The sequence below is a fragment of the Tsukamurella asaccharolytica genome (assembly GCF_007858435.1).
Lineage (GTDB): Bacteria > Actinomycetota > Actinomycetes > Mycobacteriales > Mycobacteriaceae > Tsukamurella > Tsukamurella asaccharolytica.
Genome location: NZ_VIGW01000009.1, coordinates 12439 through 38413, shown reverse-complemented (window position 1 = coordinate 38413; position 25975 = coordinate 12439). Strand labels below are relative to the sequence as shown.

The following is a 25975-nucleotide window of genomic DNA, read 5'->3' as shown; positions in this document are numbered from 1 at the left end:
CGCAGAACGATGCAGATCGGCGAAGTGGCGCGACGCTCGGGGGTGAGTGCGCGGATGCTGCGGCATTACGACTCGCTAGGGCTGGTGTGTCCGTCCCAGCGGTCGTCGTCCGGCTACCGCGAGTACTCCGAGGAGGACATCCGCCGCATCTTTCACGTGGAGAGCCTCCGCTCGCTCGGGTTGTCCCTCAAGGAGATCGGGCGGGCGCTCGACGACCCCTCGTTCGCGCCCGATCGGATCGTCGCGGACATGATCGCCCGCGCCCGCGAACGGGTCCGGCTGGAGACGGAGCTCGTGGAGCGGCTGGAGCGGGTCTCCGCCGCCGGTCCGGACGGGTGGGAGCAAGTCCTCGACGTGGTGGGACTGCTCTCGCGCCTGACCAGCGCCACGCCCGGGGCGCGACAGCGCGCCGCGCTCACGGGGCGGGCTCCCGCCGACGCGCTCGCCGAGGCGCTCCTCAAAGAGGAGAGCACCAATGTCGCGGGGGCGCTGCGCTGGGCCCTCACCCAGTCCGATGGGCCGGACTTCGCGCCGCTCGTCGCCGCGCTGGGCTCTCCCGATCCCGCCGTCCGCCGTCGCGCCGCCCTGGCCCTCGCCGCAGCGCCCGGTCAGGACGAGGCGCTGCGGGCGGCGCTGGGGCACGACGACGACGCCGTGCGGGTGATCGCGGCCGTCGCGCTGGGGCGCCGAGGCGACAGCGCGGCCGCTCCGCAGCTGCTGCGCATGGTGCGGGACGGCGAGAAGGACGTCGACGCCGCGGAGGCGCTCGGGACGATCGCGGCGACGGACCCCGATGCAGACGACCTCGCCGCCGAGCTGGCGACGATGGCGCGGGATGCGGACGACTACGCGGTCCGCCAGCGGGCGGTGCAGGCCCTCGCCGAGATCCCCACCACCGGCGCGGAGGCGGCGCTGCGCGGACTCGCCGACGACGCCGACCCGCGGATCGCCGGCACCGCAGCGTTCATCCTGCGACGCTGAGCTGCTGCGTACCCTGTAGCCAGCCGGCGTGCGCACGCCGTCGATGCCTGTCGAGATCGCTGTAGAGGAGTTCGTCGTGTCGACCACCCCGCGCCGCGCCTGGGCCGGACTCGCCGCGCTGCTGCTGCCGGTGTTCCTGGTCTCGATGGACGCGTCGGTGCTGTACCTGGCGATGCCCCACCTCACGGCCGCGCTGCATCCGACCTCGGCCGAGCAGCTGTGGATCCTCGACATCTACCCGTTCATGCTGGCCGGCCTGCTCATCACGATGGGCAACCTCGGCGACCGCTGGGGGCGCCGCCGCCTCATGACCTGGGGAGCCGCTCTTTTCGGCGTCGCCTCGGTGATCGCCGCCTTCGCGCCGTCGCCGGAACTGCTCATCGCCGCGCGCGCCCTCATGGGCGTCGGTGGCGCGACCCTCCTGCCGGCCAGCCTGGCGCTCATCGCCAACATGTTCCACGACCCGAAGGCCCGAGGCATCGCAGTCGGCGTGTGGACCGCGGCGTTCTCGTTCGGCATGGCGGTCGGCCCGGTCATCGGCGGAGTGCTGCTGCACCACTTCTGGTGGGGCTCGGTGTTCCTGATCAACGCTCCGGTCTTCCTGGCCTTCCTGATCGCCGGCCCCCTGCTGATCCCGGAGTTCCGCAGCGGTACGACGACACCGTTCGATCTGGCGGGCGTCGCACTCTCGATGGCCGCCATCTTCCCCCTGGTCTACGCGGTGAAATCGGCGGCGGGGCACGGCGTCGACGGCACTACCCTGGCGGCCAGTGCCGTCGGCGCGATCGCGCTGATCGCGTTCATCGTGCAGCAACGTCGCGCGGAGCACCCCCTGATCCCTTTCGACCTGTTCCGCAACCGCTACTTCGCGATGGCCATCGCCGGCACGATCCTTGCAGTGTCGACGCTGAGCTCGATGTCGTACCTCACGGGCATCTACCTGCAGTCGGTGGTCGGCTTCGACGTGCTCGCCGCGGCGCTTCTGGGCCTGCCCGCCGCCGCCGTCGTCGCCTACTTCTCGATGCGTGCGCCGTGGATCGAGCGATACCTCGGCCGGCGCAGCACGTTCGTCGCCGCCCTGCTGTTCTCCGCCGCGGGCCAGCTGCTGCTCGTCGGGCTCGGCACCGTCGGCCCCGCCTGGCTGTACGTGCTCGGTACCGTCCTCGCCGGCGTCGGCTACGGCACGCTGTTCACGTTCGTCTCGGCGGTCGCCCTCGATACCGCCCCGCGCGAGCGGGCGGGCCAGGCCTCCGCGATGTCGGAGATGAGCTTCGAGCTCGGCACGGCTCTGGGGCTCGCGGTGCTCGGCTCCGTGGCCACGGCGGTCTTCACCCGGCACGACGGGATGGCGCGCACGCTCGGCGACACCCTGTCGCTGGCGGAGGGGATCGCCGGGCCCGACGGCGCAGCGCTGGCCGACGCCGCCCGGTCGGCGTGGGTCGACGCCGTCACCACGACGGTCGGCGTGTCCAGCGCGGTCTTGGTGGTCACCGCGATCGCGGCGTTCGTCGTGATGCGCGACCGGAAACCAGCACCGGATCCGGCGCGGGTCTGAGTCGGCGCGGAGATCAGCGCGGGGTCAACCGGAAGACAGGGATCACGCGCCCCTGCGCCGTCTTCTCGTACTCGGCGAAGCTGCTCGACCGCGCGACGAACCGCGCCCACGCCTCGTCGCGGGCAGCGCCGGTCAGCTCGTGGGCCGAGACCTGTGCGGTCGAGATCCCACCCTCGTCGTTCGGGTACTCGATCTCGATATCCGGGTGCGCTCGCAGATTGTGGTACCAGGCGGGGTTCTTCGGCGATCCGCCGGCGGAGGCGGGGAGCAGCCAGCCCTCGTCGTCGCGTATCGCGGCCAGCGGATTCACCCGCGGGGCTCCGGATTTAGCGCCGGTGCTGTGGACGAGCACGAGTGCCCGCCCGAAGCCCATGGCGGTCACGGTGCCGCCGTTGGCGCGGAACTCGTCGATGATGCCCTGATTGAAGTCGCTCACGTTGTCATCATGCGCCCGCACCCGCGCCATCGCCACTGAAGGTTCACCCTCGTCGTCACTCATCCGACCATCATGCGCCCCCTAGGATCGACTGCTGTGCATCCACTCGATCCCTGGCGGGAGGTCCTCGCACGCTGGGCCGCCTCCCCCGACGGTGCGCCGATCGCCACGCCCGGCAGCGATCTGCTGCCCGTGCGGTGGCGCGGCCGCGCCGCGATGCTCAAGCGGGCGAATTCCGCCGAGGAGCGGGCGGGCGCCGCGGTGCTGCGGTGGTGGGGCGGCGACGGCGCCGCCGAGGTGTTCGCGCACGAGGGCGACACGGTGCTGATGGAGCGGGCGACGGGCTCGAGCGACCTCATGGCGATGGCACTGGGCGGCCGCGACGACGAGGCGACCCGGATCCTGTGCGGCACCGTCGAACACCTGCACAGGCCCCGTCCTGACTCCCCCGCTGTCCGCCTCGTCCCCCTGCGCGAATGGTTCGGCTCCCTCGCGGCGGCCCGCGGCGCGGATGAGCGGTACCGGCGGTCGTGGGCGGCGGCGGAGGCATTGCTCGCAGAGCCGCGCGACAAGGTGGTCCTGCACGGCGACGTGCATCACGCCAACGTCCTCGACTTCGGCGTGCGGGGCTGGCTGGCGATCGATCCGAAGTGCGTGGTCGGCGAGCGCGGCTACGACTACGCCAACCTGCTGACGAACCCCGACCTACCGTCCGCGGCGGATCCGGCCCGGTTCGCGCGTCAGCTCGACGTGATCGTCGCCGCGTCCGGCGTGCCCCGCGATCGCCTGCTGCAGTGGGTGATCGCCTTCGCGGGGCTCTCCGCCGCGTGGTTCGACGAGGACGGCGACACCGACGGTCGGGAACGGGATTTCGCCGTCGCGGACCTCGCGGCACATCATCTGACGCGGGGAGCATCGTGATGAAATTCGATTCGTACCACGTAGTTCGAAAACTTGTCGGTGGGCCGGCGTAGCGTCAGGGTATGGACGAAGACACAGGTGTAGACGACGATCAACCACCCGAACCGGGATCCGCCGACGGCGCGGCCGAGCGGTTGCGTTCGATGGAACGGCGGCGCTGCCGGACGGTGTTCGAGCAATACCGGTCGGCGGTCGAGTTGCTGCGGGAGCGGGTCTGCGAGCGGATCGCGGCCGGGTTGCCGCAGGACCGCTGGCAGCAGGGCGTCGCCGCGGAGATCGGGTTAGCGTTGCACCTGTCGCCGCACACGGGCGCGAAGTTCCTGGCGCGTGCGGTGGAGTTGGAGAAGAACCTGCCGCACACCCTTGCCCGGCTGCGCGAGGGTGATCTGTCGCCGGAGGCTGTTCCGGTGATCGTGTCGGGGCTGTCGCACCTGGAGGTCACGGACCGACACCGCGCGGATGAGCAGTTGTGCGCCGACCCGGGAACGCTCGCGGGCATGGGCCTCACGCAGCTCGCCGCGCGGGTGAAGCAGGTGGGGTACGCGTTGGACGGGCGGGCCACGGTCGATCGGGACGCGTGCGCGGAGAAGGACCGGACGGTGACCATCCGCCCGCTGCCCGAGGGCATGGCGCGGGTGTCGCTGCTGCTGCCGGTGGCGCAGGGCGTCGGCGTCTACGCGGCGTTACGCAGGCACGCGGACACCCTGATCGGGGTCGCCGGGGACCTGCGCACCCGAGGGCAGGTCATGGCCGACACCGCGTTCGCCCGCCTCACCGGCCGCGACGCCGCCCAAGGCCAGCCGGTGCTGGTGAACCTGACAATGCCCGCGACAGTCCTCCTCGGCGATCAGCCCGGCACCGCGCACCTGGACGGCGGCGGGACGGTCCCGGCGGAGATCGCCCGCAACCTCATCGGCAAAGCCACCGCCGCGGGCGTCGCCTGGATCCGACGCCTCTACCTCGCACCGGAATCGGGTGCGGTCGTCGGGATGGACTCCCGGCAGCGGTGCTTCCCCGACGGGCTCGCGGAGATGATCCGAGCCCGCGACCGGTACTGCCGCACCCCCTACTGCGACGCACCCATCGCGCACACCGACCACGTCGTCCCACACGCGAAAGGTGGAGAAACCAGCTTCAGCAACGGGCAGGGCCTGTGCGCGGCCTGCAACTACGCCAAGGAAGCCACCGGCTGGCACAGCGCAGTCATCGACGACCCGACCGGACGGCACACCGTCGACACCCGAACACCGAGCGGACACCACCACCGATCCACCGCACCGGACCAGGCCGCCTAGCCTGAATCCGACCGGACGTACGCACCGCTCGCGGTGTCGACCTTTCGGTCGAGCGCGGCGCTGTCAGCCAGCGGGGACGGGTAGCGGCGCGGGTGCGGTGCCTGCACCGAAGGGGCTGCCGCCCAGCTTCTCCCGGCCGTGCTCGGAGAACCAGTTCTTCAGGTCCGGTCCCTTCGGCACGATGCCCGACGGATTGATGTCCCGGTGCACCTCGTAGTAGTGCTGCTTGATGTGCTCGAAGTGGGTCGCATCGCCAAAGCCCGGCGTCTGGAACAGGTCGCGCGCATAGGCCCAGAGCACGGGCATCTCGCTCAACTTCTCGCGGTTGCACTTGAAATGGCCGTGGTACACCGGATCGAATCGGGCGAGGGTGGTGAACAGTCGCACGTCGGCCTCGGTGATGGTGTCGCCTACCAGGTACCGCTGAGTGGCGAGGCGCTCGGTGAGCCAGTCGAGCCGGGAGAAGAGCTGATCGTACGCGGCGTCGTAGGACTCCTGGGAGCCGGCGAAGCCACAGCGGTACACGCCGTTGTTCACGTCGCGATAGACCAGCTTGTTCACCTCGTCGATCTCGCCGCGCAGATCCTCGGGGTAGAGCTGCGGGGCGCCGGGACGGTGGTAGTCGGTCCACTCGAGTGCGAAGTCGAGGGTGATCTGGGGGAAGTCGTTCGTGACCACCGCGCCGGTGGGCACGTCGACGATGGCGGGCACCGTGATGCCCTTCGGGTAGTCCGGGACCCGCTTGAAGTAGGCGTCCTGCAAGCGGGGAATCTTGAGCACGGGGTCGAGACCGTCCGGGTCGAGGTCGAAGGTCCATGACCGCTTGTCATGCGTCGGACCGGCGATGCCGAGGGAGATGGCGTTCTCGAGGCCCAGCAGTCGCCGCACGATGATCGTGCGGGTGGCCCACGGGCAGGCGTACGAGGCGACCAGCCGGTACCGGCCGGGCTCGACCGGGTAGCCGTCCCGGCCGTCGCGGGTGATGCGGGTTTCGATGTACCGGGTGTCGCGCTCGTACGGTCGGTCCGCGGTGACGTAGCTGCCCTGTTCCTCGCTCATGCCGTCCACGTTAGTGACCGGCGGCGGCGCCCGCCGGGGTTCAGGCCTGTGCCGCCGCCCACTCCCGGACGCGGGCGGCGCTCTCGTCGTCGCTGAGGTCCTCGATGCGGGTCATGATCGACCAGCGCACGCCGAACGGGTCGCGGATGCTGGCGAACCGGTCGCCGGAGACGAAGTTCGCCACCGGCTCGCGGATCGTCGCGCCCGCGGCCTCGGCGCGCACGACCACGTCGTCGACGCTGCTGCAGTACAGGCCCAGCGAATAGCAGTCGGCATCACCCCCGGGCGGCGCGATGAGGCCGAACTGCTCGTTAGGCTCCCCGAGCTGGAGGCGGCCGTGCCCGAAGTCGAGTTCGGCGTGCACGACGACACCGCCCATCTCGGTCACGCCCAGCGATCGGGCGCCGAACACGGACACGTAGAAGTCGATGGCCGCCTTCGCGTTCGGGAGGGCGAGGAAGGGCGTCAGCGACGAGAACGAGTGCGGGACCCCGTCGGTGGTGTGTGCGCCGCTCGCGGCGGTGAGGTTCTCTGTCATGCGAGCAACGCTACGAGCGCACCGGTCACCCTCGATTGAACATTCGCGACAGATACCGCGCCTACGATCGATCCGTGAATCCCCGCGGCATCCTCTATCCCCAGCAGCTCCCCACTTTCGAGCGCCGGGCCGCCTCCCCCTCCGCGCGCCCGCTCGTCCGCTGGTTCTGGATCTCGCAGTGGACCATCGCGCCGGGCTGCACGTCGCGGCAGGACGTGCTGGCGTTCCCGGCCCTGAACCTCGTCGTCGAGCCGAACCTGGTGGGTCTCGCGGGCGCGACGACGGAGCGCTCGCACCGCGACCTGGTCGGCACCGGCTGGGCCGTCGGCGCGCTCCTGCGGCCCGCGGCGACGCCCGCGGTCACCGGGAACGCCCGTGAGATTCTCAACGCCTACCCCGCCGTGGACGCCCCGGAGCTGCACGCGTCCGTCGCCGCCGCGATGGGCCGCGGGGACCTCGCCACCGCCTGCCTCGCCGTCGAATCCTGGCTCACCGCAAGGGTCCCGACGGTGTCCGACGAAGCCGCGCTCGCCAATCTATTGGTCGTGGCGATCGAGGAGGACGACGCGATCATCACGGTCGAGGACGCGGCCGCGGCGATCGGAGTCTCTGCGCGGACGGCGCAGCGCCTCACCCGGCGCTTCGTGGGGCTCACACCGTTGGCGCTCATTCACCGCCGCAGGCTGCAGCTCGCGGCGCACCTGCTCAGTACGGAACCCGACACCTCTGTCGCACAGATCGCCACCGACCTCGGGTACGCCGACCAGTCGCACCTCGTGCGGGACTTCCGCAAGGTCCTCGGCTTCACGCCCGGCGGTTACCGCCGGACGACGCAGTGATCAGTCCTCCAGCTCTGCACGGGAGGTGTCCTTGAGGTCGACACCTGAGCGCCCGAGCCGCCGGGCGCCGACGACGAGAGCTGCGGCGATGCGAGCCGCGTCGGCGTAGCCGAGGCCTTCTGGCGGGTGAATGTTGGAGATGCAGTTGCGGTGCGCGTCGGTGATGCCGGCGCCGAAGTCCTCCGGGTCCGCACGGTGGGTGAGGTAAATGCCGAGGCTGTCGGCCACGGACAGGCCCGGCCGTTCTCCGATGAGGACGAGCAGGGTTCGGACGCCGAGTGCGCGGGCGACGTGATCCCCCAGCGCCACGCGGGTCTGTGTGGCGATCACCGGCGGGGCGACGATCACGTCAGGCGGGAGCGCGGCGAGGACCGCCGCAGCCAACGCGACGCCGTGATCGGTGAGCGCCCGCGGCGAGAGACCGTCGGCGAGCACGAGGGCGACGTCGGCGGCACCGTCGGACGTGGCCTCGAGGTCAGACAGATCTGCCGGCACCCGACCCAGGTCCGGGCGGCGTAGGTACTCGCCCCGGTCGGCGGCGCGACTGGTGACGACGACGGGTTCACCGAGGCCCAGGTCACGGGCGCGGGCGACGAGCTCATCGGCGTCGAGCGGCTGATGGACCGCGTCGCGCGCTGCGGCGTGCGCCGCCGCGAACTCAAGGACGCGCCGTGTGGGCAGAGCATCGCCGGTGCGCCCCAGTCCGATCCGCGACTGGGTGGTGGTGCGCAGGGCGTCCCAGAACGAGTCATCGGACCGCTCGGGCGCACTCACCGCGGAGATCCCACCGCAAGCTCACGCAGGGGGGACGCTTCGACGGCCACGTCGCGGAGACCACCGAACTCGTCGATCATCCCCTGCCGGGCGAGCCAGGCGTCGAACTCCGGCGCGGGCCGCAGGCCCAGGGCCCGACGCACGTAGAGCGCGTCGTGAAAAGCGAGCGACTGGTAGCCGAGCATGACGTCGTCAGCGCCGGGCACCGTGATCACGAACGAGACACCCGCGACCGCGAGTAGCGTGAGCAGGTGGTCCATGTCGTCCTGGTCGGCTTCCGCGTGGTTGGTGTAGCAAACGTCGACGCCCATCGGCAGACCCAAGAGCTTGCCGCAGAAGTGGTCCTCAAGGCCGGCGCGCGTGATCTGCTTGCCGTCGTAGAGGTACTCGGGGCCGATGAAGCCGACGACGGTGTTCACCAGCAGCGGATCGAGGTGTCGCGCCACCGCATAGGCGCGGGTCTCGAGCGTCTGCTGGTCGACGGGCGCTCCGTCGGTGCCGAAGTGTGTACCGGAGGACAGTGCGGAGCCCTGTCCGGTCTCCAGGTACATGACGTTGTCTCCGACGGTGCCGCGTTCCAGCTCGCGGGCCGCAGCGTTGGCCTCGTCCAGCAACGAGATCGATACACCGAAAGCGGAGTTCGCGCCCTCGGTACCGGCGATCGACTGGAACACCAGGTCGACGGGTGCGCCCTGCTCGATGAGCCCGAGAGTGGTGGTGACGTGGCTGAGCACGCAGGACTGGGTGGGGATGTCGAAGCGCGTGCGCACCTCATCGAGCAAGTGCAGCAGGTCGGACGTCGCGTGCGGCGAATCGGTGGCGGGGTTGATGCCGATCACCGCGTCGCCGCAGCCCAGCAGGAGGCCGTCGAGGGTGGCGGCGGCGATGCCGCGCAGATCGTCCGTGGGGTGGTTCGGCTGCAGGCGCGTGGCGAGCGTGCCGGGCAGGCCTACGGTCGTGCGGAATCCGGAGGTGACCCGGACCGCCCGCGCGACCGCGATGAGGTCCTGATTGCGCATCAGCTTGCTGACGGCCGCCACCATCTCAGGAGTGAGGGCCGGGCCGAGCGCCGCGAGCCGGGCACCGGCGTCGTCGGACACCGCGATCCGCAGGAGGAGGTCCCGGAGGTCCCCGACCGTGAGGTGCGCCATCGGCGCGAACGCCGCGCGGTCATGGCCGTCGATGATGAGGCGGGTGACCTCGTCCGACTCGTAGGGCACCACGAGTTCCTCGAGCAGCGCGGTGAGCGGAACCTCGGCGAGTGCCCACTTGGCCGCCGCGCGCTCGGCATCCGAGGCGGCCGCGCACCCAGCGAGTTGGTCGCCCGAGCGCAGCGGCGTGGCCTTGGCCAGCAGGTCTGCCATCGACATGAAGGTGAAGGACTTCCCGCGGACGGATTGGCTGCGGATCACGGTTCCTCCGTTCGAGAGCGGCCTTTAGTAGACGGTATCCGCAACGAAGCCCAGCGGGACACCGTCGGCGCCCCGAACCGGCACCTTCGCACCCAGCCGGCGGATCCCGACCGGAGGGGGCGTCGGGCGAGGTAGTCGTCGGACTCGATGGTGACGCTTGCTTCAACGGCAGGTCTTGCTGATGTGATCTGGAGCACTACGCGTCAAAGAGCGAAGCGGGGCTTCGCGATCGGAATCGAGGTCGTGACAGTCGTCACACGCGCGCGGACGGGGATGAACCGAACGGTTCGTGACGATCCCACAAGACACGAAGGTGAAGTTCTCACCTGAGAACAGCCGGAAGGGCGATCCGGTCCTGTTTCATGGAAGGCATGGCAGACATCCGGAGTTTCAGCACGCTCGGCGGACAGTTCCCCAACGTCGTGGTCACCGCGATCGAGATGACCACCTCGATCGGCACCGACACCGAGTCCACCTGGGCGGGCCTTCTGGCCGGCAAGAGCGGCGTTCGCGAGCTCAAGGGCGATTTCATCGGCGTGGACATCGCCGACCTCCCGGTCCGCTTCGGCGGCCAGCTGCTCGAGGACCCCACCTCCGAGGTGCCCGAGCGGCCCGACCGCAAGTACGCGGGCGACATCAGCAAGCAGCACGTGAGCAAGCGTCGCATGTCCTACGTGGAGCAGGCGGCACACGTCATCACCAAGCGCCTCTGGGACAACGCGGGCCGACCCGACGTCGACCCCAACCGCCTCGCCGCGGTAGTGGGTACCGGCCTCGGCGGCGGCGAGTCGATGGTCGAGGCCGTCGACGCGCTGCGCGATCACGGCGTCCGCAAGGTCTCGCCCTTCACCGTGCAGATGGCCATGCCGAACGGCGCGTGCGCCGTCTCCGCGCTGGAGATCGGTGCCCGCGCCGGCGCCATCGCCCCTGTCTCCGCTTGCTCGACCGGCAACGAGGCCATCGCCCACGCCTGGCGCCAGATCGTCCTCGGCGACGCGGACATCGCCGTCTGCGGCGGCATCGAGGGCCGGATCGACAGCCCCGTCATCGCCCCGTTCGCCATGATGCGCGCCCTCTCCACCCGCAACGACGATCCGCTCGCCGCCTCGCGCCCGTTCGACAAGGACCGCGACGGCTTCGTCTTCGGCGAGGCGCAGACGCTGATGATCATCGAGACCGAGGAGCACGCCCTCGCCCGCGGCGCGAAGCCCATCGCGCGGCTGCTCGGCGCCGGCATCACCTCCGACGGCTACCACATGGTCTCCCCCGACGTGGAGGGCGGCGGCGCCGCCCGCGCCATGAAGCGCGCTATGGAGACCGCCGGCCTGGGTCGCGCGGACATCGACTACATCAACGCGCACGCCACCGCGACCCCCATCGGCGACCTCGCCGAGGCCAAGGCCATCAACGCCGTCGTCGGCACGGACGCGGCGATCTACGCCCCCAAGGGCGCGCTGGGCCACTCGATCGGCGCTGTCGGCGCCCTGGAGGCGGCCCTGACAGTGCTCTCGCTGCGCGACGGTGTCATCCCGCCGACCCTGAACCTGGAGAACCAGGACCCGGAGATCGAGCTCGACGTGGTGCACGGCGAGGCGCGCAAGGGCGACTACAAGTACGCGCTGAACAACTCGTTCGGTTTCGGCGGGCACGACGTGGCCCTCGCCTTCGGCAAATACTGATCCGACGGTAGCGCTCCTCCGCGGGGCCTTACTCGGCGCGCATCGTCTCGGCGATCAGTGCCGCCGCGGCGAGGACACTCGCGTGTGGGCCGCCCCGCAGGAGCGCTGTGAGCACCGAGCCGTCGACGACCCGCACGCCCGCGAGTCCATCGAGTCTGCCGGCGGCATCGGTGCGCTCTCCAAGGGGAAGCGTGCCCCACGCGTGCGACGACATGCCGATGACCGGTTCAACCACGATCGACCCGGGCTCCACGAGATCGGCGAACGCGGGCGAGACGAGCATGGCCACGACGTCGTCGACTCCGCGCTCCAGGCGGGCTCGGGAATCCTCGTCCGGGTCACCGAGGTCCAACGACCCGTTCATCGCGAGGACGCCGCGCGTCGGGCGACTCATATCGGCGACCCCGATCGGGACTCCGCGCCGTGGCACGCCCGGGATGTATGCGGCGAAGTCGTCACCGTAGCAGCGCACCTCCAGGCCGTCGTCCGTGTGCAGGACAGTTTGCAGAAGCGGGACCGGCGTCAGCCCGGTGCGCGACGCGAACCGGACGATGCGTTCCGGATGCTCCAGCGTGGTCAGCGGTCCGGTCCACGGCAGAAGCAACGCGCCCGACCCCAGGGTCCCGGCGGCGAGGACGATCTCGGGGGCGTAGATCCTTCCCGCCGTGGTGCGCACTCCCACGATCGTGCCGTGGGCTCCAATCAGAGCGGTCGCAGTCGCGCGGACGAGGGTGGTGTCGACGGGGAGCGGAAGAGCGTCGGCCGCCGTCCAACGCGCACCCGCGTGCCGATTGGACCGGACGCGATTGAGTCCTGTGCCCGCCCACGGAGTGGCCTCAGAGAAGGCGAGACCTCCCGAGCGCCAGTATGACTCGAACGTGTTCGCGACTGGCCCCAACTCCGCATCGGCGAACGCGGAGACGCGGAGAAGCCCGCCACCGGCCGCGCCGCCGTCCAGACGATCGAACGTCGCCGCGATTCGCTCCTGCGACCACGGCCAGGTGGCGTAGTCATCCCGATGCCCGCGGAGAAAGTAGCCCCCGTTGACCGCTGCCGAACCCCCCCAGCCCCCTGCCCCGCACCACGTCACGACGCCGGGACTCGGCGTACCGGCGGGCTCGGTCGCCCTCCAGGGGGAGGCGAGTGAGGCGCCGAGTCGCGGCGGACGGCGCGGTTACTGGCCCCTCTTCGACGAGCACGACCTTCCGGTCGCGGCCGAGAGCATGTGCAACCGCGAGACCGGCGCTGCCCGCCCCCACCACGACCGCGTCCGCGGTGCGCTGCGCCTCGCCCACCGTGTCACCGCGTGATCGCTGGCCGCAGAGCGCCGAACTCGCGGCACCTCACGGCGCCCTGCCAGACGCCGAAGCCGTACGCGAGGTCGTCGAGGCGGTGCAGCACCGCCCACGTGACCGGGTCGGGGTGGGGCGCATCCGGCTCCCGGCGGACCGCGGACACCCATGACAGAACCGGCTCCACCACTGCGGCGATCAGCAACCGGCGGCGGAAGCGGCGCGAGAGAAGTGCAGCAGCTGCGGCCGCCGGCCAATAGTGCCGCAGCATCGCCGCGAATCCCTGATGCACTCCGAACCACGCGGCGCGGCCGACGAGTCGGCCGGCGGCCGCGCCGGCGTGGGGCACGCCGTCGAGGCGGGAGCGCAGCCGCGCGAACATCCAGGCGTAGGTCACCGCGGCACCGGCGGCACCCGTCCGCGTGCCGGAGAGGACGCAGATGGCGGCGAGCGCTGACGGGATCGCGGTGACCACCGGGGCAGCGTGCGTTCCGTGCCGCCGCGCGAGTTCGGCGGCACCGGTGCCGTAGTAGCGGCGGCGATTCAGGAGGGCGCGCACCGTGGTCCGGTGGTCGTGCGCCACGCGTGCCGCGGGGTCGTAGCGCACGGTCCACCCGGCACCGACGAGACGCCAGCACAGATCCACGTCCTCGGCTACCCGCAGATTCGGATCGAAGCCGCCTACCGCCTCGAAGGCTCTGCGCCGGCATAGCATCGCCGCCGACGGGACATAGGCGATGGGGCTCCCCGGCCGCGCATCGCGGGCGCACGGCCCTAGATCCAGACTCGAATGCAGTCCCGCGTACCGTGCGACGGGCCGCGTCCACGGCGCATTCGCGAGGCCGACGATGCGTGGCGCGGCGACGGCCACCGCCGGATCGGCGAACCGTCCGCTGAGCAGAGCTGCCCAGCCGGGTCGGGGCACGGTGTCGGCATCGAGAAAGGCGACGAGTTCGGTGTCCACCAGCGCGGCGCCCCGGTTGCGGGCGTGGGCGGGGCCGCGGTTCTGCGCCAGTCGCACGAGCCTGACGGCGGGATCGTCGGGCACGCGGATCGGGACCGTTGAACCATCGTCGACGACCACGACGGGAACGCCGCGCAGCACCCCGAGCAGGCGGTCGATCCCGGCCTGGTGGTCGCGGACAGGAACCACGACGGTGATCTCCCCGGTGCTGCCATGCGCCACAGGGACCGGGTTCGCGACTCCGGAGTCGAGCAGTCGCCGCGCGAGACCCGCGCTCGCCGCGTCGCTGACGGTGACGGTGCCCGTTCCGTCGATCAGCCCGACGGCGGCACTCGAGAGAGTCAGCAGCCGCGTCGGGGAGCCGCCGAGCAGATGCCGGGGGCCGAGACGCAGGCAGGCCGGATCGAGCCGGACGGCGAAGCCGTCCGGCAAGGTGGCGGATGCGGGTCCGGTCACTGCAGCCGCCCGTCGGCGCCGACGGTCCACCGGCGCAGGGCGATGGCGAGGTGACCGACAGCGGCCTCGAGCAGGTGCGCGCCGTTGCCGGCGGTGGCCGTCGTCGGATCGCCCAGGACACCGTTCGGTGCCACCGCGGCGACCCCCTCCGCGCGCAGTCGGTCGATGAGCGCGCCGATCGGTGCCGTCTCCCCTGGCGCGAGCCGGTCGGCGCGCACCGTCCCGGGGTCCGCCGCGATGAGTACGGAGGTCTCAGTCTCGCCCGCGTGGGCGTCACCCCCGGGAAAGACGCACGGGAACCAGACGGCGTCGCGCCCCTCGGAACGGAGCCGCGCCACTGCCGCGCGCAGAGCGTCGAGATTGCCGCCGTGCCCGTTGATCAGAGCGATGCGCGACGCCCACCGGGAGGCGCTGCGTACCAACTCCACCACGACGAGCTCGAGTGCGGTGGTGCCGATCGATACAGTCCCCGGGAACCCCTCGTGCTCGCCCGAGGCACCGTAGGGCAGCGCAGGGCCGAGCACGACGGCATAGTCGTCGGCATCGGTCTCCGCAACGAGCCGCTCGACCGCGAGACGCGCGACCACGGCGGCGACACGGGTGTCGGTGTCGAGCGGCAGGTGCGGGCCGTGCTGTTCAACGGAGCCGACGGGCACGACCAGCACAGCGCCGTTCGGCGGCACATCCGGCCACGTCAGCGCGGCGAGCTCGGTCATCTCACGCGCCGAGAACGCGCTCGAAGCCCTCGGGGATGATCAGGTCGTCTCGGCTGAGCTCAGCGACGTCGCCGCGTCCCAGGCCCATGAGGGTCGAGTCGACGCCCATGCGCAGCAGGTCCAGGACGTTCTCGACGCCCGCTTGCCCGTTGGCGGCGAGGCCCCAGAGGTAGGCGCGGCCGATCATGACGGCCTTGGCGCCGAGCGCGAGGGCCTTGACCACGTCGCTGCCGCGGCGGATACCGCCGTCGAGCAGGACGTCGAGGTCGGAGCCCACCGCATCGGCGATCGGACCGAGCGCGCGGATCGACGCGGGCGTGCCGTCGAGGTTGTTGCCGCCGTGATTCGACACGGAGATTGCGGTAGCGCCGATCTCGACGGCGCGGCGCGCGTCGTCGAGCCGGGTGATGCCCTTGACCATGAACTCGCCGCCCCACTGCTCGCGCAACCACCGCAGGTCCTCCCAGGTGGGCGGCGGCGTGTTCATCCACTGTCCGTATGCGCCGAAGAACGTGGGCCCCGTGGCGCCGCGCTCCACGAGGTTGGGCGTGGTGAGATCGGGAACGATGATTCGGCCGTCGCGGATCCAGTCGAGCGCGTACCGCGGCCTTCGGGCGATCTCCGGGGCGAGGCGCGCAAGGGCCTTGAGGTCCACCTTCTCCGGGATCTCGGGGCTGCCCCAGTCGCGGCCGACGTTGAAGACCCAGTCGGTGGTCACGATGAGGCCCGTGCAGCCGGCATCCTTGGCGCGCTGTATGCGGGCGAGTATCTCCTCGCGACTGCCGAGCCAGTAGATCTGGAAGAACACCGCGCCGCCCGCGGCGGTCACTTCCTCCACGGGCTTGCTGGCGAAGCTGGACAGGCCCATCGCAGTGCCGCGGGCGGCGGCCGCACGGGCGACGGCGACCTCGCCGTCGGGGTCCACGGCCTGCACGCCCGTCGGGGATATCATCACCGGGAAGGAGAGCTCCTGGCCCATGACCCGCGTGGTGAGCTTGCGCTCGGGTTTGGCGCCGACCACGTGCGGCGCGAAGCCGAGCTCAGTGAAGGCGCGGGTGTTGTCCTCGAGGGTAACGCCGCCCTGCGTACCGGAGATCAGCGACGAGTAGACGGTCGGTGGCAGGCGTTTCCGTGCCCGAATCTGCGCCTCGTGCACGGACTCGAACCAGGGGTTGCGCCGCCAGGGATTCCGCTCGGAGAGCGCGGACAGTCGGGACATGGTGATGGTCCTCGGATCTCAGGAGCAGCCGGATGCTGCACGGCCGGTGGTGGACGAGGCGGCTCGGGGCGCGCCAGACACGGCACTCGACGACGAGCGTCGCGGAGAGTTCTGCGGGACGAACCCGGTGAGCGGGTTCTCGTCGCAGTTGCGCGACGGGGGGCGGGTCATGAGCGTGAGCGGTACGCCGCGGGAGTGGTCCTTGTTCGCGGTGGGTTTACTTCGTTGGCCGGCGAGCAGCGGTCCGGCATGCCCCTGCACGCACTCCGGATCAGGCCCATCCATCGGCAGGCCCGTGAAGAACTTGGCGGCCATGCAGCCGCCGCGGCAGGAGTCGAAGAAGCTGCACTGCGTGCACGCGCCCGCGCTCTGCGGCTCGCGGAGGGAGCGGAACAGCTCGGAGCCCTGCCATACCTCCTGGAAGCCGCCGTCGGCGGTGACGTTGCCCGCCAAGAAGTTCTCATGGATCGCGAAGGGGCAGGCGTAGACGTCGCCGACCGGGTCGATGAGGCAGACGACACGTCCCGCGCCGCAGAGATTGAGCCCGGGCAGGGCACCGGCACCGTCGTTCCCGCCGAACGCGGAGAGGTGGAAGAATGAGTCTCCGGTGAGCACGCCGTCACCATGGGCGAAGAGCCAGTCGTAGAGCTCGCGCTGCTGCTCGGGCAGGGGGTGCAGGTCGTCCCACACGTCGGCGCCGCGGCCCGACGGGCGCAGACGCGTGATGCGCAGAGTGGCGCCGTAACGGTCGGCGAGGGCTTTGAAATCGTCGAGCTGCGAGACGTTCTGCCGGGTCATGACGACGCTGATCTTGGCATCGCGGAATCCCGCGGTGGCCAGGTTCTCGAGGGCCTTGATCGCCATCGTGAAGGAACCGGGGCCGCGCACCGCGTCGTTGACCTCGGCGGTGGCGCCGTCGAGCGAGATCTGCACGTCGACGTAGTCGGAGGCTGCGAGGCGCTGGGCGACCTCCGCATTGATGCGCAGACCGTTGGTGGAGAACTTCACCCCCACCTGATGCGCGGTGGCGTAGTCGACGAGCTCCCAGAAGTCGGGACGCACGGTGGGCTCGCCGCCGCCGATGTTGACGTAGAAGACCTGCATGCGCTGCAGGTCATCGATAATCGCCTTGCACTGCTCGGTCGCAAGCTCGCGGGGGTCGCGTCTTCCAGAGCTGGAGAGGCAGTGCACGCACGCGAGGTTGCACGCATAGGTCAGCTCCCAGGTCAGGCAGATCGGAGCGTCCAGGCCGCGTTCGAACTGGTCGACGAGTCGCCCGACGCGGGCGGACTGGGGGCTTTCGAGGGTGGTCATGTCGCGCTCCTCGTGGCGGCCGGGACGATCATCTCGGATCGGGCGAGCGCGTCCAGCGCACTGAGGTACTGGGCGCGACTGTCTGCATTGATGCCCGCGGTGTCGATCGCGGCGTTCGCGCTCGGATGCTCATGCAGGGACCGCACCACCTCGACGATGACGAGGTTCTTCAGGAAGGAGAGCTTCCGGGTGCCGAAGTGATACAGCAGAGCACCGAAGGGTTCGGGGCGAACCGCGACCCGGGGGTTGATCGCCCAGGCGATGTCGGGGTCGAAGGACGTGGTGGGAGCGTCGGCCCCGGCGGCCACGGAGCCGCCGGGAGCCGGCGCGTGCGCGGTCGTCATCAGTACACGCCGCACATCCCGTCGATGGATACTTCCTCCACCAACGATTCCGTCACGAGCTCGCCCTGCGTCTCCGTCTCGTTGTCCGACATGTGATCCAACCTCCTCAGTGGTGCTTGTGTGTTTCCCATCACAGCGTAATGGCACCCAGTGCATAATCGCAGGCATTCCGCGAGATCGATCCTGACGTACGATCGCGGACGGCCCCGACCGGCGAGAACACGCAGAAAGCAGGCAGTGGCGATGACCCCTCGCGGACGCAGCGGACCGTTGGGCGGGCGCCCCTCCGCAACCACCCGGGGCCACCTGAGCGCCGTAGCGATCGACCTGTTCATCGAGAACGGCTTCGAGGAGACGAGCGTCGACGATATCGCTACCGCAGCGGGTATCGCCCGGCGAACACTGTTCCGCTACTACCCATCGAAGAGCTCTCTCGCATGGGGCGAGTTCGACGACCACCTGCAGGGTCTACGCCGACTCCTCGACGAGTCGAGCGGATCGGGAACGCTCGGCACAGAGTTGCGCGACGCCATCGTCGCCTTCAACGCGGTCCCGGAATCGGAACGAGAGCACCACCGGAGACGGATGCACCTGCTCCAGAACGTGCCGGCACTCCAGGCCCATTCGATGATCATGTACGCAGATTGGCGCCAAGTGATCGCGGAGCACGTCGCACACCGCCGCGGACTCTCTCCGCAAGATCAGTTCCCACAGGCGATCGCGTGGATGGCACTCGGCGCCACCCTCGCCGCCTACCACGAATGGCTGAAACACCCTGAAGAAGATTTGGATCGTCTCCTACGTCAGAGTTGCGCGCTACTCATGTGCGTCACCGACCGGGACTGCTGCACGGATAGGTGACATCCGATCTGTGCAGCAGTCCCAGGTAAGATGTGCGGGCTGTCTTCGTTCTACCCTGAATACTTGGCAAGCATCCCCGCGTCCACAGGGATCGCAGCTCCTGTGACGTACCGTGAGTCATCGGAGGCAAGCCAACACACAGCGGCCGAGATATCCGAACTTTCTACCCATGGGACCGGGAGGAGATTCACTCGCTTGAGAACGTCGATTCCATCTTCGAGGGACGGATCTTCCAGATCGGGCCGGAACATCCGCGTCATCTGCGGGTTATCGATCATTGGCGTCGGGACACTGGTCGGATGCACTGTGTTAGCGCGGATCCCGTATTCTGCGACTTCGTTGGCAACTACGCGGATCAGCCCGACGAGACCGTGCTTCGATGCTGTGTAATGTGCGAGGTTCGGAACGCCTGTGAGTCCGGCTATGGAGCTGGTTGCGATGATCGAACCTCCGTTCCCGGCGGCGATCAAGTGAGGTATGGAGAACTTGATCGTCTGCCAGACCCCGGTGAGGTTCACGTCCAGAACGGTATTCCACTCGTCGCGGCTAATCTCCCAGAAGGGTCTACTAGGCCCGCATACGCCTGCATTAGCCACCACGATATCGAGGCGTCCCAGTTCCGCGACCGCGGCACCAAGTTTCTCGTTGAAGGATTCGTCTCTGACGTCAGCCTCGATGATCCGAGCACGGCGACCCGTAGCCTCGACGAGTGCTGCGGCGTCTGACAGGTCGCTCGACTGCGCCATCGCGTATTCCACGTTATCGATAGGCTGCACGGCATCGACGAGCACGACATCAGCGCCCCGTTCCGCGAGGGCGATCGCATGGGAGCGGCCCTGTCCACGAGCAGCACCTGTGATGACAGCCACGCGGCCTGCGAGCGAGGCGGGTGTAGCGATATTCGTTTCCATTCTTGTCTCTCTCTGTGAGTGTATTCGTAGAACTGGCCTACTGACTCGACCGTTGCGAGTCCGTCCCTGACACATCCTGCGCCGCCCGAATCCGCAGCTCGCGTTTGAGAACCTTCCCGGAAGCATTGCGCGGCAAAGAATCGACGAAAACCACCGCACTCGGCTTCTTGTACGAAGCGAGGTTCGCTACACACGCGTCCAGTACAACCTTCGCACCTAGCGAGCGCAGATGATCGTCAGCAACCACGTACGCGACAGGAGTCTCATGCCAGCGCTCATGGGGCCCCTTGACAACAGCGACATCGATGACACCGTGGACTCGCCGAATCACCTCCTCCAGTTCCTTTGGATAGATGTTCTCTCCCCCGGACACGATCATGTCGCTCTTTCGGTCAACCAGGTACAGGAATCCCTCCTCGTCCCGCCGGGCCAGATCACCGCTGTGGAACCACCCACCGCGAAACGCCTCGGCAGATGCGGCATCATTGCGCCAGTACCCGGCGAACACAGTTGGGCCCCGATAAGCGACCTCACCCACGCTGCCATCGGCAACAGGAACACAATCATCGTCGAGGATCTCCAGTTCGACGACACCGACGGGCTTACCGACCGACCCCATCTTCCGAACCGCATCCTTTGCGTGCAGCCAACAACTCGTCGGACCCATCTCAGTCTGGCCGTATGAACTAATGATATCCGCGTCAGGGAATGTCGAAGATAGCGCTTCCAACACAACCATCGGCGCCGGGGCACCACCCCAGAAAATACACCGAAGCAAAGGAAGGCGTGACCGGACATTATCGACAGCACACATCTCCTGCCACTGAGTAGGAACAAATGCTGCCACGGTCACCTTTTCTCTGGCTAGAAGGTCGATCGCAGCGCGAGCGTCGAACGAGGTCGACGGGCTGATCACCTGAGTGATGCCACCGACAATCATCGGCACCATTGCGCCTACGCCGCCGGCATGGAACATCGGCGCGGCGCACAGCCACACGTCATCATCACGTAGTCGACCCTCGGCCAACCAGGCGATTGCATGCGTCCACACCGAAAAGTGAGTCAACATTGCGCCCTTGGGCCGTCCGGTCGTGCCCGACGTGTACAAGATGAAGGCCAGGTCATGGGGGTCGATCTCCGGCCAGTCCTGAGCGGTCTCCCCGCCGGCGTACTCGCCGGTGTACAAGGAACTCAAGCCCTCGTCCAGCTCGCAGGCCAGGTGAATCACACCCTGCGGTAGGGCTGCCAGCCGCCCTCGCCCCTCACGGTCACTGATCAGCACACGGGGCTCGGCATCGCGAACCACGAAGTCCAACTCGTCCGACACGAGTCGGAAGTTGAGCGGCACCACGACGGCACCAATCTTCAGAGCACCGAAGACCGCCTCAATGAACTCAACCCGATTGCGCATCAGCAGCGCCACTCTGTCGCCCGGAGAGACTCCTAGAGACAGGAGTCGAAGCGCAATTTCATCAGAGCGCAGCGCGAGTTCTCGCCACGTCAACCTCCGATCAGCGCCCACGACAGCCAACGCGTCGGGCCGCTCACGTGAGTGTTTCGCGAGAAAATTCTGCACGAGAGGCTCGCGCCATTGGTCGACATTATCGCGAGCATCCATTGTGACCGCCACTTCCTTTTTGCAGTATTCGACATCGTTGAGGAACTTTCGACGAGGACCCCCACATGCCTCGACACGCATCAGCTGTTCGCCAAACCGCCAAAGGCCGTATCGACAATATTCGCCACAAGCGAATCGGCGTCTTCCGCCGAGATCCCAGGCCTCGACGGCGTGAACATCGCGTGGAGCATCACCGCCCCGACGATCATGTCGATGGCGACGATCGGGTCGACAGCGCGGTCGATCTGGCCGGCCTCCTGTCCGCGCCGAACGACCGCGATGAGCACCGAGCGGTAACCGCTCACGAACTTTCGATATGGTTGGCGAAGACGAGGCGAACTGCCCGCATCGAGGTTGATGCGAACAGAAATCATACCGAGCGTACTGGCGTAGTGGCGCCACAGACTGATGGCGACGGACAGCATCTCATCGCGCGCCGATCCAGTCATGACCTGCTCCGGGAGCTCCGTTACGCTCTCGAGCGCGTCGATCAACAAGTCCTCGACGCTGGCCCAGCGTGCGTACAGGGCCGCCTTACCAACAGACGCATCTCGGGCCACAGAACTAAACGAAAGGGCGTTGAGACCGTTCTTTGCATAGTGGTCCAGCACGCAGGCATACACACGGCTCTCGAGACCAGGATCCTTCGGCCTACCAGTGTTGCGCGATTTGCGATAGACGATGTACTCCGGCGATGGAGGATTCTGCATACTCACAGCGAACACCCTAGCGTTTTCCGAGGACCGATCACGAGCTAGCTCGCACCAACTTTTCGATTCAGCCAGCCGCTCACAGCGCACTGTAGATCGCCGAGACATACCTTTCGGTGAGCTCGGAACCGACTACACTTCCTGGATTCATCTTGTTCATTTGATACGAGATGGTGAGCCCCCTATCGAGATCCATGATCACGATGGACCCGCCCCATCCGCCCCAGAAGCAAACTCGCCCGTCGGGAATCCAAGGGCGCTCGCTCTTGTCAGGCAAAGCAAACCCGATCCCCCGTGTGAAAGGCACTCCCAGGATCAGATCGGGACCTTCAGCCTGTACTTCGAAAATTCTCTCGAGAATATCAGACGAGACATACTCTCGACCCTCGATTTTGCCTCCGAGTGATACGACGCGTGCGATCTTTGCCACGCCCCGTGCGTTACTATGACCATTGAGAGCGCCATTCGGTGTACCCTGCCAGGCGCGAGTATTAGCAGCATCGACATCGAGTTTCGGAGCAGTGAGTGCACGCCTGGTGAGACTGTCCTCCGGCAAACTGTCGTAACTCTCGGGAAGATACCCTAGGAGAACGCCCGCTACACGATCAAGATCGCCCTCTCTCACACCGAGTTGGAAATCCGCTCCGAGCGGCTGCGCGAGTTCGGAATCGATGTACTCCGAAAGGGTCGCCCCTGAAGTCCGCCGGATGATTTCCCCCAGCAACATTCCGAACGTAGTTCCGTGATATCCGCCGGCCGTCCCTGGAGGCCACCAGCACGCCTGCTCCGCCAGCCGCGCTGTTGCGTACTGAGTATCGTACATCTGGTCAAGACTGAAGGGCGCCTGCCACGCCGGCAGCCCAGCTGTGTGCCCCAGGACGTGACGAACCAGGACACCACGCTCCGAAAATTCCGGCCAATACTGAGAGACCGGCGTGTCGAGTTCAAGCTTTCCTTGCGTCGCGGCGGCGAGGACTGCGATCGCGGTGACCACCTTGGTCGAAGACCACAGGTTCGTGATCGTATCGGAACGCCAAGGAATCGTCTTGTCACGGTCGGCGTGCCCGCCCCACGCGTCGATCAGTGTCTCGCCGTTCAGGTCCACGTACAGCGAAATTCCTAGCTCGGCGCCGTCAGAAAGGTAGTTCTCGGCGACTCCGGCAACCTCACTGAACCGTGAGTCGACTTCACCTTCGAGCTCGACTTGCTTTCGATGAGTCATCATTCACTCGCCTTCGTTCAGCGGCACTGAGGTCGTCTTTTGCAGGGTGAAGTCGCCCCTGATGTACATGCTCTTCGACGCCTTCGGCTCCGCCAGGTACAGCGGGTCCGCGGCAGACGGGCGCGTATTGATGGCGGCGCGTCCTCGAACTGCGCGATTGACCTCGGAGGTCATGCCCCCTGTTATCAGTCGGGATCCGTCGATCGACGGATTGGACGAGGCTGCAGAAAGGCCTTCGCCTATGCCGGCGTACTTGTCCGACGGCAACTCCTCGTCCAGGGTGATAGACAGGTCTACGAAGGTGATGCCGGATCGCGAAACAGTAGCGACAATTTGGTCGCCATGCGAGCTGAAGTCGATTGCGGCGTACTTCTTAGGCACACCGAGGACCTCTCTGCCACTGGCCACGGCAGCATCGTTGTTGACGTAAATGTAAGGGGTGGTGAATACTTGCTCGCCGCGAGATGTCGCCGGCACGTGCACAAGAAACTCGGAATAACGGCCGACTCCTGCGATCGAGTCACAACTGAATATCCACGCAGTGGCGCGACCCGAACGATCTACCGTGTATCCATCGGCTACGCTGCGCTGCAGAGCATCCGGATCGCAAGTGATGGGCACAGAAATCAGTGTCGCATTCGGATAATGCCACGGGTACGGTTGGTATCCGATGTCAATTGCCATTGGTCAATACTTCCTGTTCTTTTCGATTGCGTGCGCGTCAGTGTTTGTCGCCGGATCGCCGCTAGGTCTCGGCGTTCAGGGCGCCGGCCAGACCGGCATAGCGATCCTCGATCCGAGGCAGTCCCTCTGGGAGAATCCCTTCCAATCGAGCCTTGATCTGCATGGCGACAGCGTTCGAATACATCCTTGCGTATTGAAACGAGAACGTCATCAGCCACAGCGCGGGATGCGCGGTTGGCCTGAAGCCGCCCCTTGCCTCGCCGTCATCGTCGAGACCACCGACATCGCCGACCAGATCGGCGACTTCCTTTCCAAAGTATCGTTCGACCTCGGTGCGCTGATTCTTGTAGCCGGTAGCCAGCACGATATGATCGAACTCCAAGGTCGATCCGTCCTTCATTCGCATGCCGGTAGCGACCAGAGATTCGGTGTCGTCAGACTGAATCACTTTGATACTGCCGTCGATGATCAAGTCTGAAGCACCGACGTTCAAGTAATACTTTCCTGCGTACTTCAGTCCATTGCCGAGCCACCCCATTCCATCCTCACCCTCAGTGTCTATCCGCATTCCGGATTTGGTGAGGTCCCGGTGCAACTCGGCATCGAGGATCTTACTCTGACGCGCAAGCTCCTGGAGTCCGGATTTCAGGATCGGGTAGATCAAGCCGAGACCCGACTTGTAATCGGCGACTTCCGTCGGAACTGTGGCATCGCTATGCAGCGCATAGGCAAGATTCGCGGTTTCCAAGTTTTGCACTGGAATAGGACTGCGCTGGAGCATTGTTGTGTCGACACCGTGGTGCGCAAGGTCTGCTGCGACATCATGCCCGCTACAACCTGCGCCGACAACGAGCACCTTTGCGCTCTCAAAGTCCTTCGCGGAGCCGAACTGAGAGGAGTGGACGATGGTCCCCTTGAAGGAGTCCGAGCCCTGGAGGGTAGGTACCGTGGGCTGCGCACCTAAGCCACCCGTTGCCATGATGACATGCTTAGGCCTCATGACCCGCTCTCCCCCGCTGGAGGTTCGAATCAGAACCTCCCACAGCCCACTGTCGGGGTCGTACGACCCCTTGACGAATTCAGTCGAGCTCCAGTAGTTGAGGTCCATAGCGTCGACATAGAACTCCATCCAGTTGGCGAGCTTGTCCTTGGGAAGATACTTCGGGAAGTCCGCCGGGAAGGGCAAGTCCGGAAACTGGGCGATGTTCAATGGCGTGTGAAGAGCCAAGGAGTAGTAGCGATTGCGCCAGCTGTCTCCCGCTCGCGGATTCTTGTCGATGATGAGCTGGTCGATTCCGAGCTGTTGGAGCGCCCGTCCGACCATGATTCCAGCGTGCCCGCCACCGATGACGAGGACCTCTGGATCTCTGTCGGAGAACTCCTGCCTCTTGCTCCTTTGATCCAGCCAATTGTCTGGCCCCCCTTTGCCATGCACGCCTGGAGCGTCAACCGGGGAGGTTGGCGGCTCGAATCCGCGAAGATTGTCGAGTCTCGAATAGATTGCAGTGCACACGAGCCCACTGGAGTCGCTCCCGACACTTCGATCGGACTGGTCTCGCTTGAGCAGAAGGTATGCCGAGCAGTCACCCTGAGCTGTCTGGAAGTCAAGGAAGGCCTCGATCGTCTGATCGGAGTCCGCGCCGCTCAGTTCGGGAGCCGGCCACCGATCGCTGATCGCGAAGTTCGCAGGTCGAATCGCTTCATAGTTCTCACACAAGACATCGACAATGCCGGCCGGACCCTCCAGCTGCCGGAAGTCCCACGTGATCGCAAGGTTGTCCCGCCAGTAGCTCGGGTCACTGAAGAGCGACGCAAGAGCCTCCCGATCTGAATTCTGCAGAGCACGCTCGAGTTCATTGGCCCAGCGCCTCACCGACTCTGCTACGCCTTCCCGCGACGTGCGCTCAACCGCATTATCGTTCAAAGCTTCCATGAGGTGAGATCCCCTCTGTTCGTTCGAATTTTGGCGCGAGACACCAGGCGCCGGCTTCGCATCCGAGCTCCCGAGTTGCTCGTTCGATGTTGTGACCCAGGTCATAAACTAACACAGACGACTAGCGTCCGCAATGCTTTACAGACGGAGTCCGTCCGATGTAACCTGTGACGGACGTCTCAACGAGGCAGTCGTAGTTTGACCATCGGGTCCGGTGTCGCGCACCGGGCGTGCTCTAGGAG

Annotated in this window: 26 protein-coding genes; 7 read left to right on the top strand and 19 right to left on the bottom strand. The window is 67.2% G+C overall.

Annotated features, from left to right (window positions below; genetic code table 11):
• Positions 1 to 9: 9 nt before the first annotated feature.
• Positions 10 to 981, top strand: coding sequence for a HEAT repeat domain-containing protein (locus FK529_RS15255; RefSeq protein ID WP_146562731.1), 972 nt, complete (start codon positions 10 to 12; stop codon positions 979 to 981).
• Positions 982 to 1024: 43 nt separating this feature from the next.
• The gene (locus FK529_RS15250) at positions 1025 to 2536 is read left to right on the top strand and encodes an MFS transporter (protein WP_166436425.1); all 1512 of its coding nucleotides are present in this window, start codon (positions 1025 to 1027) and stop codon (positions 2534 to 2536) included.
• A 13-nt stretch (positions 2537 to 2549) separates the two neighbouring features.
• On the opposite strand, the gene FK529_RS15245 is transcribed toward FK529_RS15250, so the two are convergent.
• Positions 2550 to 2972: a nitroreductase/quinone reductase family protein gene (locus FK529_RS15245; protein ID WP_146562846.1), complete on the bottom strand. Its 423-nt coding sequence runs from the start codon at positions 2970 to 2972 to the stop codon at positions 2550 to 2552.
• Positions 2973 to 3068: 96 nt separating this feature from the next.
• On the opposite strand from FK529_RS15245, the gene FK529_RS15240 reads away from it, so the two are divergent.
• Both FK529_RS15240 and FK529_RS15235 read left to right on the top strand, forming a co-directional pair.
• Positions 3069 to 3893 (top strand): aminoglycoside phosphotransferase family protein, encoded by an 825-nt coding sequence (locus FK529_RS15240; protein WP_231703109.1) that lies wholly within the window; start codon positions 3069 to 3071, stop codon positions 3891 to 3893.
• A gap of 62 nt (positions 3894 to 3955) precedes the next feature.
• Positions 3956 to 5188, top strand: coding sequence for an HNH endonuclease (locus FK529_RS15235; protein ID WP_146562725.1), 1233 nt, complete (start codon positions 3956 to 3958; stop codon positions 5186 to 5188).
• 63 nt (positions 5189 to 5251) lie between these two features.
• Here FK529_RS15235 and FK529_RS15230 read toward each other — a convergent pair whose 3' ends face one another.
• Both FK529_RS15230 and FK529_RS15225 read right to left on the bottom strand, forming a co-directional pair.
• Entirely contained in the window at positions 5252 to 6247 is a 996-nt protein-coding gene (locus FK529_RS15230; RefSeq protein ID WP_146562723.1) for a glutathione S-transferase family protein, read from the bottom strand.
• A 40-nt stretch (positions 6248 to 6287) separates the two neighbouring features.
• Complete coding sequence (locus FK529_RS15225) at positions 6288 to 6785, bottom strand: VOC family protein (protein WP_146562721.1); 498 nt, start codon at positions 6783 to 6785, stop codon at positions 6288 to 6290.
• Between the two features lie 74 nt (positions 6786 to 6859).
• Here FK529_RS15225 and FK529_RS15220 point away from each other — a divergent pair, with 74 nt between their 5' ends.
• Positions 6860 to 7624 carry a helix-turn-helix domain-containing protein gene (locus tag FK529_RS15220; protein WP_231703108.1) on the top strand — a complete coding sequence of 255 codons (765 nt, stop codon included), beginning with the start codon at positions 6860 to 6862 and terminating at the stop codon, positions 7622 to 7624.
• On the opposite strand, the gene eutC is transcribed toward FK529_RS15220, so the two are convergent.
• Entirely contained in the window at positions 7625 to 8398 is a 774-nt protein-coding gene (gene eutC / locus FK529_RS15215; RefSeq protein ID WP_146562720.1) for an ethanolamine ammonia-lyase subunit EutC, read from the bottom strand.
• Positions 8395 to 9810: an ethanolamine ammonia-lyase subunit EutB gene (locus FK529_RS15210; protein ID WP_146562717.1), complete on the bottom strand. Its 1416-nt coding sequence runs from the start codon at positions 9808 to 9810 to the stop codon at positions 8395 to 8397. Before FK529_RS15210 ends, eutC begins: the two co-directional genes overlap by 4 nt.
• 371 nt (positions 9811 to 10181) lie before the next feature.
• On the opposite strand from FK529_RS15210, the gene FK529_RS15205 reads away from it, so the two are divergent.
• Positions 10182 to 11489 (top strand): KasA/KasB family beta-ketoacyl-ACP synthase, encoded by a 1308-nt coding sequence (locus tag FK529_RS15205; protein ID WP_146562715.1) that lies wholly within the window; start codon positions 10182 to 10184, stop codon positions 11487 to 11489.
• Between the two features lie 28 nt (positions 11490 to 11517).
• Here the strand turns inward: FK529_RS15205 and mftG are convergent, their stop codons facing one another.
• From mftG to mftA, 8 genes are read right to left on the bottom strand one after another with little or no spacing between them, the layout of a single operon-like run.
• Positions 11518 to 12579 (bottom strand): mycofactocin system GMC family oxidoreductase MftG, encoded by a 1062-nt coding sequence (gene mftG / locus FK529_RS15200; RefSeq protein ID WP_231703107.1) that lies wholly within the window; start codon positions 12577 to 12579, stop codon positions 11518 to 11520.
• A complete protein-coding gene (locus tag FK529_RS20630) occupies positions 12500 to 12748 on the bottom strand; it encodes a hypothetical protein (protein ID WP_231703121.1) in 249 nt (82 codons plus the stop codon). The genes mftG and FK529_RS20630 overlap by 80 nt, the downstream gene beginning before the upstream one ends.
• A gap of 40 nt (positions 12749 to 12788) precedes the next feature.
• Positions 12789 to 14201 carry a mycofactocin biosynthesis glycosyltransferase MftF gene (mftF, locus tag FK529_RS15195; RefSeq protein WP_146562713.1) on the bottom strand — a complete coding sequence of 471 codons (1413 nt, stop codon included), beginning with the start codon at positions 14199 to 14201 and terminating at the stop codon, positions 12789 to 12791.
• Positions 14198 to 14917 carry a mycofactocin biosynthesis peptidyl-dipeptidase MftE gene (gene mftE, locus FK529_RS15190; protein ID WP_146562711.1) on the bottom strand — a complete coding sequence of 240 codons (720 nt, stop codon included), beginning with the start codon at positions 14915 to 14917 and terminating at the stop codon, positions 14198 to 14200. The genes mftF and mftE overlap by 4 nt, the downstream gene beginning before the upstream one ends.
• Before the next feature lies 1 nt (position 14918).
• Positions 14919 to 16136: a pre-mycofactocin synthase MftD gene (gene mftD / locus FK529_RS15185; protein WP_146562709.1), complete on the bottom strand. Its 1218-nt coding sequence runs from the start codon at positions 16134 to 16136 to the stop codon at positions 14919 to 14921.
• 18 nt (positions 16137 to 16154) lie between these two features.
• On the bottom strand, positions 16155 to 17450 hold the full coding sequence (gene mftC, locus FK529_RS15180) for a mycofactocin radical SAM maturase (RefSeq protein ID WP_146562707.1): 1296 nt from the start codon (positions 17448 to 17450) through the stop codon (positions 16155 to 16157).
• Positions 17447 to 17794, bottom strand: a complete 348-nt coding sequence (mftB, locus tag FK529_RS15175) for a mycofactocin biosynthesis chaperone MftB (RefSeq protein WP_146562705.1) — start codon at positions 17792 to 17794, stop codon at positions 17447 to 17449. The genes mftC and mftB overlap by 4 nt, the downstream gene beginning before the upstream one ends.
• Positions 17794 to 17886, bottom strand: coding sequence for a mycofactocin precursor MftA (gene mftA / locus FK529_RS15170; RefSeq protein ID WP_146562703.1), 93 nt, complete (start codon positions 17884 to 17886; stop codon positions 17794 to 17796). Before mftA ends, mftB begins: the two co-directional genes overlap by 1 nt.
• A 151-nt stretch (positions 17887 to 18037) precedes the next feature.
• Between mftA and mftR the strand changes: the two genes are divergently transcribed.
• Positions 18038 to 18655 carry a mycofactocin system transcriptional regulator MftR gene (gene mftR, locus FK529_RS15165; protein WP_146562842.1) on the top strand — a complete coding sequence of 206 codons (618 nt, stop codon included), beginning with the start codon at positions 18038 to 18040 and terminating at the stop codon, positions 18653 to 18655.
• A gap of 50 nt (positions 18656 to 18705) precedes the next feature.
• On the opposite strand, the gene FK529_RS15160 is transcribed toward mftR, so the two are convergent.
• The 6 genes from FK529_RS15160 to FK529_RS15135 all read right to left on the bottom strand — a co-directional run bounded on the left by FK529_RS15160 (position 18706) and on the right by FK529_RS15135 (position 25733).
• Complete coding sequence (locus tag FK529_RS15160) at positions 18706 to 19566, bottom strand: mycofactocin-coupled SDR family oxidoreductase (protein ID WP_146562701.1); 861 nt, start codon at positions 19564 to 19566, stop codon at positions 18706 to 18708.
• A 37-nt stretch (positions 19567 to 19603) separates the two neighbouring features.
• On the bottom strand, positions 19604 to 21265 hold the full coding sequence (locus FK529_RS15155; protein WP_146562699.1) for a class I adenylate-forming enzyme family protein: 1662 nt from the start codon (positions 21263 to 21265) through the stop codon (positions 19604 to 19606).
• Positions 21265 to 21894 (bottom strand): TetR/AcrR family transcriptional regulator, encoded by a 630-nt coding sequence (locus FK529_RS15150; RefSeq protein ID WP_231703120.1) that lies wholly within the window; start codon positions 21892 to 21894, stop codon positions 21265 to 21267. The genes FK529_RS15155 and FK529_RS15150 overlap by 1 nt, the downstream gene beginning before the upstream one ends.
• 79 nt (positions 21895 to 21973) lie before the next feature.
• Complete coding sequence (locus FK529_RS15145) at positions 21974 to 23119, bottom strand: serine hydrolase domain-containing protein (protein WP_146562695.1); 1146 nt, start codon at positions 23117 to 23119, stop codon at positions 21974 to 21976.
• Positions 23120 to 23800: an acetoacetate decarboxylase family protein gene (locus tag FK529_RS15140; RefSeq protein WP_146562693.1), complete on the bottom strand. Its 681-nt coding sequence runs from the start codon at positions 23798 to 23800 to the stop codon at positions 23120 to 23122.
• Between the two features lie 61 nt (positions 23801 to 23861).
• On the bottom strand, positions 23862 to 25733 hold the full coding sequence (locus FK529_RS15135; protein WP_158635133.1) for a flavin-containing monooxygenase: 1872 nt from the start codon (positions 25731 to 25733) through the stop codon (positions 23862 to 23864).
• Between the last annotated feature and the right edge of the window lie 242 nt (positions 25734 to 25975).